The organism is Maribacter aurantiacus (assembly GCF_005780245.1).
GTDB classification, from domain to species: Bacteria; Bacteroidota; Bacteroidia; order Flavobacteriales; family Flavobacteriaceae; genus Maribacter; species Maribacter flavus.
Window position 1 is genome coordinate 238040 of record NZ_VBUK01000005.1, and the last position, 14583, is coordinate 252622.

The window sequence follows — 14583 nt, forward strand, 5'->3', positions numbered from 1 at the left end:
AGCATTTTATTGGCACCGCCAATGGGTTTAATAGACCAAGGCTTGCCTGATAATAATAGTTTCGTTTCCTACCAATGCCTCGTGGGTTTTCCCAGAGGTGGTTTATTTGCCGCCAAGATACGAACAGTCTTTCAATTCCTGAATACCCTTGAAGGCTACTTTGGCCTTATTATAGCCATAGGCATAGGCAAGACTCTTGTTCAGTTCATTATCGTCCAGGTTTACCTGCACATCGTCCATGGTAAATTGGCAAGGATGTTCGTATCCAGAGGCGTGGGTAATCTCCAAAAATTCCTTCCGGAAGGTTTTGAAATATTGTGCCAATCGGTCCGACTTCAAGGGTACATTGATGCCATTTTGAAGCCATTTGTTTTGGGTGGCTATTCCGGTGGGACATCGATTCGTATGGCACACCTGGGCCTGGATGCAACCAATGCTCATCATGGCCTCACGCGCCACGTTGATGCAATCCGCTCCCATGGCAAAGGCCATGGCCGCTTTGGCGGGAAAACCCAGTTTTCCGCTTCCAATAAAGACAATGCGATCGGTCAATTGCCGTTCCAAAAACACCCTGTAAACACTTGAAAAGCCATATACCCAAGGCAGGGAAACATGATCGGCGAACGAGGGCGGTGCCGCTCCCGTGCCACCTTCACCACCGTCTACGGTTATAAAGTCAGGTCCCTTTCCTGTTTTTAGCATCAAATTGGCGAGTTCCTCCCACTGGTCCAGTTTTCCAATGGCACCTTTTATGCCCACGGGCAGTCCCGTTTCATCGGCGATCTGCTCAATGAGGGCCATGAGTTCCGGTACGGTAGAGAACGCCTTGTGGGTTGCTGGGGAAAGCACGTCCTTTCCAACTTCAACGCCCCTGATTTCGGCAAGTTCATGGGTTATCTTGGCCCCTGGCAACACACCGCCCTTGCCCGGTTTGGCCCCTTGGGAAAGTTTGATCTCTATTGCCTTGATGCATGGATTCTCATCGACCAATTTCCTCATTTTTTCCATGGAGAAGTTTCCATCCGGCGTGCGTACCCCAAAATAGCCCGTTCCAAAATGGAAAATCACATCGCCCCCCTGTTTGTGATAGGGTGAAAGTCCGCCTTCGCCCGTATTGTGGTAGGCACCACTTTTTTTGACTCCGATGTTCATTGCCTCGACCGCCGCTGCGGACAGGGAACCAAAACTCATGGCGGAAACGTTCACAATACTGGCCGGACGGTAGGGTTTTCTGCGATTGTTAAAAGCACCCATGACCTTGGCACAAGGTACGAACGACGGGTCCAGCTCATTCGGGTGGCCTTGGGGAATTTTATAGGCCATCATACTGTTCTTTATGAATACATGCTGATGCGCATAAATATCCCTATCGGTTCCAAAACCTTCATAATTATTTTCTTTTTTGGCCGATGCATAAATCCAGCCCCGTTCGATCCTGTTGAAGGGGAGTTCCTCGCGATTATTGGCCACAAAATATTGACGCATTTCAGGGCCGATGCTCTCCAACCAATACCTAAGATGCCCAACAATGGGATAATTATGTTTTATGGTATGTTTTTTCTGAATGAAAATATCCCAAATAGCGACGAGAACCAGTGCGATAAGCATCCACGCCCACCACGGTAAAATGGCAAGTAAAACAATCTGATACGCCATTACTAGTTTATCCTTTAGGTTGGTTTTCCAATCGAGGCGTCTTATCGCTGTTCAAATAGTCCAGACTCATGGCGGTTAAGGTTTTTACGCCCAATAACAGTCCGCTATCATCGATCCTGAAATCAGGGGTGTGATGCGGAAAGGACTCCGTAGTTCCCGGGGTCATACCACCCAAAAAGAAAAAGAAGCCGGGCACTTTTTCCTGATAGAAGGAAAAGTCCTCCGCACCTGTAACGGCTTTGGCAACCACCACGTTCTCCTTCCCGGCAACCGCTTCCATAGTGGGGATCATTTGGGAAACCAATTCTGGATTGTTATAGGTAATCGCCGTTCCCGAAGCAATTTCGGTAGTAGCCTCGCCTCTGTAAGCCTCCGCGATGGAAGTGACCATTTCCTTCATCCTTCGGTTCAACTGTTTTTGCATGTCATAATCCAAGGTTCTGATCGTTCCAACGATTTCGGCACTTTCGGGAATGATGTTGTTCCTGACTCCGGATGTGATTTTACCTACCGTAATCACGGCCGCTTCGTTCGTAAGGTTCATTTCCCGACTAATGATTGTTTGCAAACCATCGATAATCTTCGCACTGATCAAGATGGGATCCACTCCGGACCAGGGTTGCGAGCCGTGGCTTTGCTTTCCTTTTACATTGATGACAAATCGCTGTGCGGCTGCCATGGTGCCCCCGGATTTATATCGGATCATGCCTACGGGTGTTTGGGAATTGATATGTAAACCAAAAATGGCATCCACATCCGGATTCTGTAAAACACCTTCCTTGATCATTAAGGCGGCACCACCTTCCTCTCCCGGAGGCGCACCCTCTTCCGCTGGTTGAAAAATGAATTTTACGGCACCCTTGATTTTATCCTTGTTCTTGGACAGTACTTCGGCCACACCCATAAGAATGGCAATATGCGTATCGTGTCCGCAAGCATGCATCACGCCCACTTCGCTTCCCAGATATTCAGATGTTACATTGCTCTTAAAGGGAAGGTCGTTACGCTCTGTTACGGGCAGGGCATCCATATCCGCACGTAGGGCGACCACTTTGCCCGGTTTGTTACCCTTTAAAACACCCACTACACCGGTGTGCGCCACACCCGTCTGTACTTCGATTCCCAAACTTTTTAAATGATCGGCTATTTTTTCGGCGGTTTTGAATTCCCTGTTGGAAAGTTCCGGGTGTTCGTGGAAATACCTTCTCCATTCGATTACCTTGTCCTCAATGGCACTAAAATCCTTTTCCATCGATTTTTGCGCGAAAACCGTCATTCCGCAACATAACAGGGTAAATAATCCTAGTTTTTTCATCTGTTTATTTTTATTGTTTTCCATAGGTCAGTTGCAATTCGCCAATAGACATCTCAGTAGTTTTCAAGACTTTTTATGGCTCATTTCATTTTAACATATTTAGAGTTTGTATATCGGTTATGTTTCGATTTCGCTTTGCAAGGATGCGAATGCTCGAATCATGGTGTTTATCTAAAATTTTATCAGTCTATAATTATCGTCCTGCAATTGGATCAATGCGGTCATGGCGCTGAGGGACAACTGTATGCCGTCTATCAAATCCTCTTTTGGAAAACCTCGGGAAACGGAGGATTGCCCGCAAAAAATTATTTCCGCATTGGCTGCCATAAGAGCCTTCAGTAAGGCTTCATTGGGATTCTCGGTACCGTATTTCTTTTGATAGGCTTTGGAGGTGATGACATCCTTGGAAGCCTTGTTGTGAACGACCAAGGCCACCTTCAATTGCTCCAAGGGAATTCCGTTTTGCCCGTGCATGTTCAAGAATCGGGCGGCGGTCTCTAGGGAGGGGTTTACTTGGTTCAAATCATCGGGCGAGGTCATGATATCGAACACAGCCTTGAAGGTTTTAGTTGTATCTAAGCTATAGTCCTGATGCTCTATTTTCCATACCTGGCCATAGTCGGCTATGATGGGACCACTATTCTTGTCTTGGGCAATTCCAAGGAATAATGAGAGGAAGGTTGGAAAGCATAGAACCCTTATTTTTTGAAAATACTGCGTGGCCATACGTTTGTTTTGCTAAATATATTTAAAAAGGAACAAATGCCTTGACACATTGTTTATAAATCTAAAAAACAACATTTCCGGTATCGTTCAATAATGGCTAAATTCACACTTTAAAAATAGTACGACCTTGAGTTCTTTTATAGATGAATTGAATGATGCCCAAAAAGCCCCTGTTTTGCACAAGGATGGGCCTCTAATGGTGATTGCCGGTGCCGGTTCCGGAAAGACGCGAGTGCTTACCTACCGTATAGCCTACTTGATGGAACAGGGGGTGGATGCCTTTAATATCCTGGCGTTGACCTTTACCAATAAGGCGGCACGCGAAATGAAAAAGCGGATTTCCGACATCGTTGGGGTATCGGAGACCAAAAACCTTTGGATGGGTACCTTTCATTCCGTGTTTGCCAAATTATTGCGGTACGACGGGGACAAACTCGGGTTTCCCAGTAATTTCACGATTTACGATACCCAGGATTCTCAACGCCTCATCGCCTCCATCATCAAGGAAATGGGACTTGATAAGGACATCTATAAGTACAAACAGGTTCAAAACCGAATCTCCTCCTTCAAAAATAGCCTTATTACGGTTAAGGCCTATTTTAATAATCCCGAACTAATGGAAGCCGATGCCATGGCCAAACGGCCCAGGATCGGGGATATTTACCAGAATTATGTAGACCGATGTTTTAAGGCCGGGGCGATGGATTTTGACGACCTGCTTTTAAGGACCAACGAATTGCTGACCCGTTTTCCGGATGTACTCCTAAAATATCAAGACCGCTTCCGGTATATATTGGTAGATGAGTATCAGGATACGAACCATTCACAATATTTGATTGTGCGGGCATTGGCAGATCGCTTCCAGAATATCTGCGTGGTGGGAGACGATGCCCAAAGTATTTATTCCTTTAGGGGTGCCAACATCAGCAATATCCTAAATTTTCAGCGGGATTATGACAATGTGGGCATGTACCGGTTGGAGCAGAATTATCGGTCTACCAAAAATATCGTAAATGCCGCCAATTCCATCATCGCCAAGAATAAAAACCAGTTGGAAAAGAATGTCTGGACGGCCAATGATGACGGGGCGGCCATCAAAATCCATAGAAGCATTACCGATGCCGAAGAAGGCAGGTTTGTGGCCAATTCCATTTGGGACCACAAAATGCAGCACCAAATGGGGAACGGCGAGTTTGCGGTTCTGTACCGCACCAACTCCCAATCCAGGGCCATTGAGGACGCATTGCGCAAAAGGGATATTCCCTACAGGATTTACGGCGGACTCTCTTTTTATCAACGCAAGGAGATCAAGGATGTGCTTTCCTATCTCAGGTTGGTCATCAACCCTAAGGACGAGGAGGCCTTAAAGCGCGTCATCAATTTTCCGGCACGGGGAATAGGCCAGACCACAATTGACAAACTTGTGGTGGCCGCCAATCATTATGGGCGTTCCATCTTTGAGGTCATGGAGAATATTTCAAAAATCGACCTCAAAATAAACGCACCCACAAAACGTAAGCTGGAGGATTTTGTGACCATGGTCAAAAGCTTCCAGATCATGAACGAGGGTGCCGATGCCTTTACTTTGGCCGAGCATGTCGCCAAAAAAACCGGACTTTTGTTGGAATTCAAAAAGGACGGTACGCCTGAAGGTATTGCCCGGATGGAAAACATTGAAGAGTTGCTGAACGGTATCAAAGACTTTGTAGAGGGCCAAAAGGAACTTGCCGATGCTACAGGAGGTTTGAGCGAATTTTTGGAAGATGTGGCCCTAGCGACCGATTTGGATAATGATACGGGCGATGACGACCGTGTTGCCCTTATGACCATTCACCTGGCCAAAGGCTTGGAGTTCCCTTATGTATATATCGTTGGGATGGAGGAGGATTTGTTTCCTTCCGGGATGAGCATGAACACGAGGAGCGAATTGGAGGAGGAGCGAAGGCTTTTTTATGTAGCCTTGACCCGCGCAGAAAAACAGGCCTATTTGACCTATACCCAGAATAGATACCGATGGGGAAAACTCATCGATGCGGAACCGAGTCGGTTTTTAGAGGAAATTGATGAAAAATATGTCGAAAATTTAACGCCCTTGGATGGCGGGTACCGGTACAAATCCATGATCGATGCAAATATCTTTGGCGAAGTGGACAAAAGCAAGTTACGTCAAACGAAACCCGTAAACGGAACGCCGCCCAGTATCGACAGACCGAATATGACCCAACTTCAAAAGCTGCGAAAGATAAAACCGGAGCTTTCACAACCGGTGGGTAACATCAATACGATCGACCCCAATTTGGCCGAAGGTTCCTTGGTGAACCATTCCAGGTTTGGCAGGGGCAAGGTCCTTAAGATAGAAGGTGTGGGGAATGACCGCAAGGCGGAGATAAAGTTCGATCATGGCGATGTAAAAAAATTGTTGCTACGGTTCTCAAAATTGGAAGTATTGTAACGTTTTATGACTTAATCACTAAATTGGATTAATTTTTTTTCAAATGATTAAACATACTTTATCTGTAGCATTCATAGCATTTTCCTTTTTTATGGCTTCCTGCCAAGGTTCTTCAGATTCTGATGAACCAATTAATCGAAATTTAGAAGAAACTAATCTACCTCCTGAAGATATAGAAGATGTTTTTGCTTCAAATTATTGGGACGATGCCGAATTGGTCTGGAGCGATGAGTTTGACGGAACGGATCTTTCCCAGGAAAATTGGAAACTTGAGACTGGAAATCACGGTTGGGGTAATAATGAACTTCAGAATTATCTCGATGAAGGCAATGTGGAAGTTAGCGATGGTACGCTGAAGATCATCGCGAGAAAGGAATCCTTGGGCGGGAGCAATTTTACTTCGGCCAGGTTGAACAGCAAGAAGGAATTCAAGTATGGTAAATTGGAGATTCGGGCCAAAATCCCTGATTATAAGGGAAAGGGAATTTGGCCCGCACTGTGGATGTTGGGGAACGACATCAGTACCGCGGGATGGCCTGCTTGAGGCGAAATCGATATTATGGAATATGTGAGCTACAGTCCAAACGAGGTTCATTTTTCCCTGCACAGTACGGCCAACAACCACGTAAAGGGGACCCAAATAACTTCTGGGCCGGTACCACTGGAAACCATAGAGGAAGAATTTCATATCTATGGGGTGCTTTGGACCGATAGATACATCAAATTTTACATTGACACAGAAGATAATGTGCAACTCAATTTTTTGAGGCCCACAGTCCCGAGTGCCGAAAACTGGCCTTTTTCCAAACCTTTTTATTTATTGATGAATATTGCCGTTGGAGGAAATTGGGGCGGTCTTGAAGGTGTGGACGAAAGTCTTTTCCCAGCTGTCATGGAAGTGGATTATGTAAGGGTATATCAGAAGTAAAAAAACTACCTCGGGGCAAGCCCACGAGACATTCTATAGAAACGAACTTTTAATTTCGAGGCAAGCCTCGGGGTATTAAACCCTTTGGCGGTGCCAATAAAGCGTATGGCCGAACTTATCAGAATATATGAGGAAAACCCCAATCCCAAGGAGATTGCCAAGGTGGTGCAGGTCTTGAGAAAGGGAGGGCTTGTGATTTACCCAACGGATACGGTCTACGGGCTGGGATGTGATATTACCAATTCCAGGGCCTTGGAGAAGATAGCCCGCATCAAGGGAATAAAATTGGCAAAGGCCAACTGGTCCTTTATTTGTGCTGATTTAAGCAATCTTTCCGATTATGCCCGGCAAATAGATACGGCCACTTTTAAGATTTTGAAACGGGCCTTACCAGGACCCTACACCTTTATTTTGCCGGGGAACAACAACTTGCCCAAAGACTTTAAAAAGAAGAAGACTGTGGGAATACGTGTGCCGGACAATAACATTGCCAGGGCCTTGGTACAAGGTTTGGGAAATCCCATTGTTTCAACATCCATTCGGGATGATGATGATGTTTTGGAATACACTACGGATCCAGAACTGATCTATGAAAAGTGGGATAATTTGGTGGATGTTGTGATCGATGGGGGGTATGGGGGCAATGTAGCTTCAACCATTATCGATTTGTCCACAGGTTTTCCAGAGGTCATCAGGGAAGGAAAGGGGGATATTGATATTATTTAGGGTATAATTTGTACAAATTTAATCGGGAATTGGTAATCTCAATACGTTGTCAGTTCGAGTGATTTTGAGGTACGAAAAATCGTATCGAGAACAAGCCAAATAAAGATTCTACTTCTCCATTCCAATTATCTTATTTTGATCTACAAACTTTTTGAAGACATTCGTTGTTCTAAAATGAAAGATGGGTTTTTATTCAAAAGCTATATAAAATTAGACAAATGAGAAAAACAATACTGATTATTGGAATGGCCATTGCTATACTCACCGTAGTCTATAGTTTCTTTGGGATGGGGGATACGGGTCAGTTTTTTGGTTTTGAAGTACATATTTGGGTCTATCGCCTGATTTGGACCGGGTTGTTCGTTTTGGTTTTATTCGATTATCTGAAATCACCGAAAAAATCGGAATAAAAAAAGCGACTCAATTTAGAGCCGCTTTTCTACTATATTTTTTTCAAGGAAATTATCTTCCACCGTTGATGGCAGGGTCTTTCATTCCCTCTTCGATCATGCTATAGAACTGATCGATTTTTGGAAGCACCACAATTCTGGTTCTTCTGTTTTTGGATTTTTCGGTTTGCGATACCGGAACATATTCAGCTCTACCAGCAGCGGTCATACGTTTAGGATCTACACCAAAATCATTTTGAAGTATTCTAACAACTGCAGTCGCTCTTTTAACACTTAAATCCCAGTTATCCAATAGGACTCCACTTCTGTAGGGCACATCGTCTGTATGACCTTCTACCATGAACTCGAAATCTGGCTTATTGTTTACAACCTTCGCTACCTTTCCAAGAACTTCCTTAGCTCTGTTGGTTACGTTGTAGCTTCCGCTGCTGAACAACAATTTGTCGGAGATAGAAACGAATACTACACCTTTTTCAACGCTGATTTCAATATCCTCATCATCCAAGTTGCCCAAAACTCCTTTTAAGCTCTGTACCAAAGAAAGGTTCACGGAGTCTCTTCGTGTAATGGCATCGTTCAATTTGCGGATGGTCAAATCCTTTTCTTTCAAACTTTCCAAGGATTTCTCTAGGTTCTCAGCTCCTTTTGTAGTTAAGGTAGTAAGATTGCCCATGTTGTTGATTAATTCTTGATTGTTGGCTTTTAAGAAGGCATTTTGGTCTTCTAAGGTCTGTAGCCTTGAAGAAGCAGTTGCCTTTTCTTCCAAACAATCATTCAACTTAACGGTTGCCGAATTCAATAAATCTTGGGTCTCTTTTTGTTTTGCCTCAAGATCGGCATATTTCTTCTGTGAAACACAGGAAGATAATAATAGCGTTACTCCAAGACAGCCTAAAACGATTTTTTTCATAATTGCTTTACTATATTAATGTTTGTTATTTACTTGTTTACTAAAACGGAATCAAAATTATGGTTTTTGACAATCGTTTATAGTGGTTCTTCGTTAATCTTTTACTAAAATGTTAAAATTCTTTACTCCATTTACGAAGTAAGACCATACAATGGATTTTACAATATAATATTTTAGTATGAATTTAGCTTTCTCACGTTTTTTGTACATCCCCCTAAATTTACTATAAAAGCTCACGTGTGCCCGTAATATCGCGAAGCAATGCCTCAACCTGAATTGAAAAATAAATCGGAGGGCGGCGATACCGTCCAACAATAACCGAATTAAAATGATCAAAAACGCCTTTCTTCTTGGCAGGTTCTTGGTGATAGAAAAGAGTGAATTCCTAAAATTCAGATAGGTTTTTCTCGGGTTCATATTGCTCAAGGTAGATCCTCCTAAATGGTACACCTTGGTTGTGCCCAGATAAAATACCTTATGGCCTAGATTTTTGGCCCTCCAACAAAAATCCACTTCTTCCTGATGGGCAAAATACTCGGCATCAAAGCCTTCCAATTCCCAGAATACTGAGGAACGTACGAACATACAGGCACCCGTGGCCCAGAAAATTTCGCACGTATCGTCATACTGGCCCTGGTCTTTTTCAAGGCTTTGGAATATCCTTCCCCTACAAAACGGATAGCCCAACTGGTCGATAAATCCTCCTGCGGCCCCTGCGTATTCAAAATGGTCTTTTTTCAGGAGGTCCAGTATTTTTGGTTGCACAATGGCCACATCCAAACGCTGTGTGAAAAAATCGATAACCGGGGCAAGCCAGTTTTTTGAGACTTCAACATCAGAATTAAGCAAACAATAAATGTCGGCCTTCACATGTTTGAGGGCATCGTTGTATCCCTGTGCGAATCCGTCGTTGGAACTGTTTTGGATTATTTTGATATTGGGATAATGCTGTTTTAAGAATTCGATGGAACCATCGGTAGAAGCATTATCGGCCACATAGATATCGGCAAGGCCCTCGGAATATTTCACTACCGATGGCAAATAGCGTTCCAGGAGAACCTCTCCGTTCCAATTGAGTATGACGATGGCAAGCTTCAAAACGAGTGCAAATTAACGGCTAAATTCAGGAATCTCCTTTAAAAAAATATATTTTTCCTCTTTGAAATTCATCTGGCACATGTAATGTTCCAATCCGTTGGTAACCATCAAATAGCTGGCTTTCAGTTTAAAATTGTATTGGGCAATTTGGTCGAAGGTGGTTTGTGAAATGTTGATGTGTGGTGCCTTGCATTCCACCAGGAGTTGTATGGAACCGTTTGGGTTAAAAACGACGATATCATACCTTTTCCGTAACCCGTTGTATAGGATCTGTTTTTCAACATTGATATGGCTCAGCGGATACTTTTTTTCGATGCTAAGGAACATCAGGGCATGCTGCCGCACCCATTCCTCTGGGGTAAGTACTACGAACTTTTTGCGAACGATGTCAAAAATAAGGGCCGAATTTTGACTATTTTTGAATCGAAAGTCATACTTGGGAAAGTTAAGGGGCTGCATGGTACAAATTTGATGATTTTTTCCGAATGGATGAAGCACTACAAATCGTAAATGAAATAAGGGAAGGGAAGATAAAACCGATTTATTTTCTCCATGGGGAGGAAGCCTATTTCATTGATAAAATTTCATCCTTTATTGCCGATTCCGTACTTACCGAAGAGGAAAAGGGCTTCAACCAAATGGTTTTGTACGGTAAGGATGTTACTATTGACGATATAATTGGAAATGCCAAGAGATTCCCCATGATGGCCGATAGACAAGTGGTCATCGTAAAGGAGGCGCAACACCTGTCCAGGACCATTGAGAGCTTGAGCTCCTATGCGGAACATCCGCAAATGAGTACGGTCCTTGTCTTCTGCTATAAGTACAAGAAGTTGGACAAGCGAAAAACGCTTTACAAGCACATTAAAAAAAACGGGGTCGTTTTTGAGAGTAACAAGCTGTACGAGAACCAGGTTTCGGAATGGTTGCGAAGGACCTTGGTTTCCAGTGGCTACGCCATTTCCCACAAAGCGGCCATTATGTTGGTGGAGTACCTGGGTACGGATTTGGGAAGGATCAACAATGAACTGGAGAAGCTAAAATTGGCCATTCCCCAAAAAAAGGAAATTACCCCAGAGGATATAGAACAGCATATTGGCATCAGCAAGGATTACAACAATTTTGAGCTGAAGAAGGCCATTGGCGAACGGAATATTTTAAAGGCTACCAAAATAGTCAACTACTTTGCCCAAAACCCGAAGGACAATCCCTTTGTGCTCACCATTACCTTATTGCACAGTTTCTTTACGCAATTGTTGCAGTACCACGGACTCAAAGACCACTCACCTAAAAATGTGGCCAGTGTGCTTAAAATCAACCCTTATTTTGTAGGTGAATATCAGACGGCCGCCAGAAACTTTCCCATGAAACGGGTAAGTCAGATCATTGCCAATCTTAGGGAACTCGACCTTAAGGGGAAGGGGGTGAATGCCTCCAGTATGGACCAGTCGGATTTATTAAAGGAACTCTTGTATAGGATTCTTTAATTTTATGGAAAATACCTTTTAAGAAGACTTCTGTGCAATTTGCAGAACGCTATACCCCTAACTCTTAAATGCGGATGGCGCAATGCGCAAGGCGTTTGGCCAAATCCTATTCGATAAGGCTTTAGTTACATTTAGCCGTTTTCAAACCCATCTGTTTTTACCCGATCGTAGTTTCCTTATTTTTTGTCGATACTGAATTTTCCGGGACCCAATAAGGCGATGGTAATAAAGGCGACAAGGAACAACAGGGCTTTTTCCTTAGTGCCGAAGGGGTCGGCAGCATGGGCTATAAATCCTGCAACGGCCATGGTAATGGCAGCGGGAATCGCCGCAAAGCGGGTCTTAAAACCGATAATAATCAAAATAGGGCATATGAACTCCCCGATGACCGCTAGAAAAAGGGATGGCGCGGCCCCGATACCAATGGGGTCTCCGAACTCAAAGTCACCTGCAATCAGTTTTTGAAATTTGGGAAGGCCATGGGTAAGCATCATGGCAGAAACAGCAATTCTAAAAAATGCAAGACCTATATCTTTCATGGGGGAATAATTTTGTTAGTTAATTGGTTTGTATAAAAGTATATAATTTATTTCTTCTGCAAAAGCTTTTCAATTTGGCTTAGGAGCATATCGCAATTTTCCTTGTTGAAGTAAAGCGGGGGCTTTATTTTTAGTACATTGTCCGCCGGTCCGTCCGTTCCAATGAGGATGCTTTCCATGCGCAAGCCATTTTTTAAGTATTGTGCAAACATCGTATCAGGTTGAAATTTTTCGTCCATAATTTCCACACCAAGAAAAAGTCCCTCTCCGCGCACATCGGATATTTCTGGGTATTGTTTCCCCAATTCCTTCAAACGGCCTTTTAGATACGATCCTGTATTTTGGGCTTCGGTATCCAAATGTTCTTCATGGATAACATCCAAAACCGCTTCGCCAATTGCACAGGAAACGGGGTTGCCACCAAAGGAACTAAAAAATTCCAGCCCGTTTTCAAAACTTTGGGCAATTTCGGTTGTTGTAATCACGGCGCCCATGGGATGCCCGTTGCCCATAGGTTTACCAATGATGACAATATCCGGAACCACATCGTACATTTCGTATCCCCAGAAATACTTTCCCAACCTACCAAAGCCCACTTGTACCTCATCGCTGATGCATACCCCTCCCTGGGCACGGATTTTCGGATAGATGTTTTTTAAGTAATCTTTTGGCAAAGGTACTTGACCACCACACCCAATAATGGGTTCCGCAATGAAGGCACTGATTTCCAATTCGTGATTTTGAATTTCTTTATGTGTTTTCTCTACATAAAATTTAGTGGCTTCCGCTTCGCTGCCGAATCCAGCACCGAAAATCTTGGGTATGGATGCCTCAAGGATATAGTCCCTTTTTCCAGGTCCACCCTTTTGCCCGTACTTGTAATGACTGATATCGATGCCCAAACGGGTATTGCCATGGTATCCATGTTCCATGACCATGACCTTCCTTTTTTTGGTGTGGGTCTGTGCCAAGCGGATGGCCAGGTCGCTGGCGGCACTGCCAGAATTGACAAAAAACACCTTGTTCAGGGAGTCGGGAAATTTGGACAACAGTTTCTCACTATAGGACTGTAGCTCGTCATACACATAGCGGGTGTTGGTATTGAGTCGGGCAAAAGTCCGTTGTGCTGCCTGAACCACCTTGGGATGGCAATGCCCCACCAACATGATGTTGTTATAGGCATCCAAAATGGTATTGCCCTTTGCATCGTACATATATTGGAAGGCAGAGCGGACCATGTGAATAGGTGCTGTATAGCTCAACGATAGGGAGTTGCTTATAAACTGTTTCCTGAGTTCCAGTTGTTTTTCCAGGGCATTCGTTTGCAAAGGCGGATAACCTGCGGCCTTTCTAAAGGTGTTTTGTGCCGCTATTGGGTTGATAGTGAGCCAAACATGTACTAAGTTCCAGGCCGATTCCTCGCTGATGGTGATGTATTCGGAATCCGGATTTTGTTTTTTGGCGTATGCCGAATTACAGACACTCGTACACAAACGTACCGCAATCAAATAATAGAGCACGTCCAGTTCCAGGACCTCCAAAGGTCTTAAGGCGTGGTATCCCTCGATAAGCTCCACGGCATATTCCAAGGGGTTTTCCTGGTCCATCATGTAATACGTAATGGCCACGGCAAGATTGTTTATGGTCCAGGTATGGCACATATCCCCAAAATCTATAATGCCCGATATGGAATTGTTACGGGTAAGCATGTTCCATTCGTTCGCATCGTTATGAACGATGCCCATTCGCAGTTCCTCCTGATGCGGAAGCACCATTTCCTTGAACTGCAAATAGAAATACGTAACCAAACTCCGATGCTTCGGGTTTGGAATGTATTTTATGAGGGGTTCGTTTTTATAAAAATGGCGTAGGTCCCAAGGTGTTTGTTTTGCCATGGTGGGAGCATCGTACATTTCAATGGTCATGGTATCCATTTGGGCCAAAAATGCACCCAGTTCACGGGCCATGGATTTGTTTCGGGGAATGTTGCCGAGAAACGTTCCGGTTACGAAAGAAAGTAATCGGTATAATGTATCACTTTCCTCAATCCAGTTTGCGCCGCTATTGGATTTTATCGGGACTGGAAAATTATAGCCTTTTAAATTTTGAAGCTTCGTAAGGATGTGTGTTTCCCCATTAATTCTCGCTTTGTTAGCTACCGATGCATCATAAATTTTAAGCACGTAGCATTGGTCCGTACATTCAATTTTATAATTCTTGCTTTCATACCCCTCCATCCCCGATATTGTGGGATTTGAAATGTCAAAATGTTTTTGAAGTACCTGTACTATCGGTTTTTGATGCTCTTCCATCGTGAGAATTTTGGAATGTCCTTC

At 43.9% G+C, this 14583-nt stretch carries 12 protein-coding genes and 1 pseudogene; 5 read left to right on the forward strand and 8 right to left on the reverse strand.

From position 1 onward, the window contains the following. Positions 1-102 precede the first annotated feature (102 nt). The 3 genes from FEK29_RS10820 to FEK29_RS10830 form a co-directional block, all read right to left on the reverse strand. Positions 103-1656, reverse strand: a complete 1554-nt coding sequence (locus tag FEK29_RS10820) for an FMN-binding glutamate synthase family protein (RefSeq protein ID WP_138258450.1) — start codon at positions 1654-1656, stop codon at positions 103-105. Between the two features lie 7 nt (positions 1657-1663). Continuing rightward, on the reverse strand, positions 1664-2971 hold the full coding sequence (locus FEK29_RS10825; RefSeq protein WP_138258451.1) for an amidohydrolase: 1308 nt from the start codon (positions 2969-2971) through the stop codon (positions 1664-1666). Positions 2972-3142: 171 nt separating this feature from the next. After that, complete coding sequence (locus FEK29_RS10830; protein ID WP_138258452.1) at positions 3143-3697, reverse strand: DsrE family protein; 555 nt, start codon at positions 3695-3697, stop codon at positions 3143-3145. Between the two features lie 127 nt (positions 3698-3824). Here FEK29_RS10830 and FEK29_RS10835 point away from each other — a divergent pair, with 127 nt between their 5' ends. The 4 genes and pseudogenes from FEK29_RS10835 to FEK29_RS10850 all read left to right on the forward strand — a co-directional run bounded on the left by FEK29_RS10835 (position 3825) and on the right by FEK29_RS10850 (position 8213). Further along, positions 3825-6149, forward strand: coding sequence for an ATP-dependent helicase (locus FEK29_RS10835; protein WP_138258453.1), 2325 nt, complete (start codon positions 3825-3827; stop codon positions 6147-6149). A 91-nt stretch (positions 6150-6240) separates the two neighbouring features. Further along, positions 6241-7077, forward strand: a pseudogene (locus FEK29_RS10840) (glycoside hydrolase family 16 protein). 105 nt (positions 7078-7182) lie between these two features. Continuing rightward, positions 7183-7803, forward strand: a complete 621-nt coding sequence (locus FEK29_RS10845; RefSeq protein WP_138258454.1) for an L-threonylcarbamoyladenylate synthase — start codon at positions 7183-7185, stop codon at positions 7801-7803. Positions 7804-8021: 218 nt separating this feature from the next. After that, positions 8022-8213, forward strand: a complete 192-nt coding sequence (locus FEK29_RS10850) for a hypothetical protein (RefSeq protein ID WP_138258455.1) — start codon at positions 8022-8024, stop codon at positions 8211-8213. Between the two features lie 52 nt (positions 8214-8265). Here FEK29_RS10850 and FEK29_RS10855 read toward each other — a convergent pair whose 3' ends face one another. The 3 genes from FEK29_RS10855 to FEK29_RS10865 all read right to left on the reverse strand — a co-directional run bounded on the left by FEK29_RS10855 (position 8266) and on the right by FEK29_RS10865 (position 10680). Beyond that, positions 8266-9123, reverse strand: a complete 858-nt coding sequence (locus FEK29_RS10855; protein WP_125223395.1) for an OmpA family protein — start codon at positions 9121-9123, stop codon at positions 8266-8268. A 93-nt stretch (positions 9124-9216) separates the two neighbouring features. Next, positions 9217-10221 (reverse strand): glycosyltransferase family 2 protein, encoded by a 1005-nt coding sequence (locus tag FEK29_RS10860; RefSeq protein WP_138258456.1) that lies wholly within the window; start codon positions 10219-10221, stop codon positions 9217-9219. Positions 10222-10233: 12 nt separating this feature from the next. After that, a complete protein-coding gene (locus tag FEK29_RS10865; RefSeq protein WP_138258457.1) occupies positions 10234-10680 on the reverse strand; it encodes a type I restriction enzyme HsdR N-terminal domain-containing protein in 447 nt (148 codons plus the stop codon). Positions 10681-10706: 26 nt separating this feature from the next. On the opposite strand from FEK29_RS10865, the gene holA reads away from it, so the two are divergent. Next, entirely contained in the window at positions 10707-11708 is a 1002-nt protein-coding gene (holA, locus tag FEK29_RS10870; protein ID WP_138258458.1) for a DNA polymerase III subunit delta, read from the forward strand. Positions 11709-11884: 176 nt separating this feature from the next. Here the strand turns inward: holA and FEK29_RS10875 are convergent, their stop codons facing one another. Then, positions 11885-12247, reverse strand: coding sequence for a DoxX family protein (locus tag FEK29_RS10875; RefSeq protein ID WP_138258459.1), 363 nt, complete (start codon positions 12245-12247; stop codon positions 11885-11887). Positions 12248-12294: 47 nt separating this feature from the next. Further along, entirely contained in the window at positions 12295-14559 is a 2265-nt protein-coding gene (locus FEK29_RS10880) for an aminotransferase class III-fold pyridoxal phosphate-dependent enzyme (protein ID WP_138258460.1), read from the reverse strand. Positions 14560-14583 lie beyond the last annotated feature (24 nt).

What these genes read in the sequence shown, in the direction of transcription:
- FEK29_RS10825 (WP_138258451.1), bottom strand. Translation starts at nt 2,971, where the DNA reads ATGAAAAAACTAGGATTATTTACCCTGTTATGTTGCGGAATGACGGTT.
- FEK29_RS10850 (WP_138258455.1), top strand. Translation starts at nt 8,022, where the DNA reads ATGAGAAAAACAATACTGATTATTGGAATGGCCATTGCTATACTCACC.
- FEK29_RS10845 (WP_138258454.1), top strand. Translation starts at nt 7,183, where the DNA reads ATGGCCGAACTTATCAGAATATATGAGGAAAACCCCAATCCCAAGGAG.
- FEK29_RS10820 (WP_138258450.1), bottom strand. Translation starts at nt 1,656, where the DNA reads ATGGCGTATCAGATTGTTTTACTTGCCATTTTACCGTGGTGGGCGTGG.
- FEK29_RS10865 (WP_138258457.1), bottom strand. Translation starts at nt 10,680, where the DNA reads ATGCAGCCCCTTAACTTTCCCAAGTATGACTTTCGATTCAAAAATAGT.
- FEK29_RS10880 (WP_138258460.1), bottom strand. Translation starts at nt 14,559, where the DNA reads ATGGAAGAGCATCAAAAACCGATAGTACAGGTACTTCAAAAACATTTT.
- FEK29_RS10830 (WP_138258452.1), bottom strand. Translation starts at nt 3,697, where the DNA reads ATGGCCACGCAGTATTTTCAAAAAATAAGGGTTCTATGCTTTCCAACC.
- holA (WP_138258458.1), top strand. Translation starts at nt 10,707, where the DNA reads ATGGATGAAGCACTACAAATCGTAAATGAAATAAGGGAAGGGAAGATA.
- FEK29_RS10855 (WP_125223395.1), bottom strand. Translation starts at nt 9,123, where the DNA reads ATGAAAAAAATCGTTTTAGGCTGTCTTGGAGTAACGCTATTATTATCT.
- FEK29_RS10875 (WP_138258459.1), bottom strand. Translation starts at nt 12,247, where the DNA reads ATGAAAGATATAGGTCTTGCATTTTTTAGAATTGCTGTTTCTGCCATG.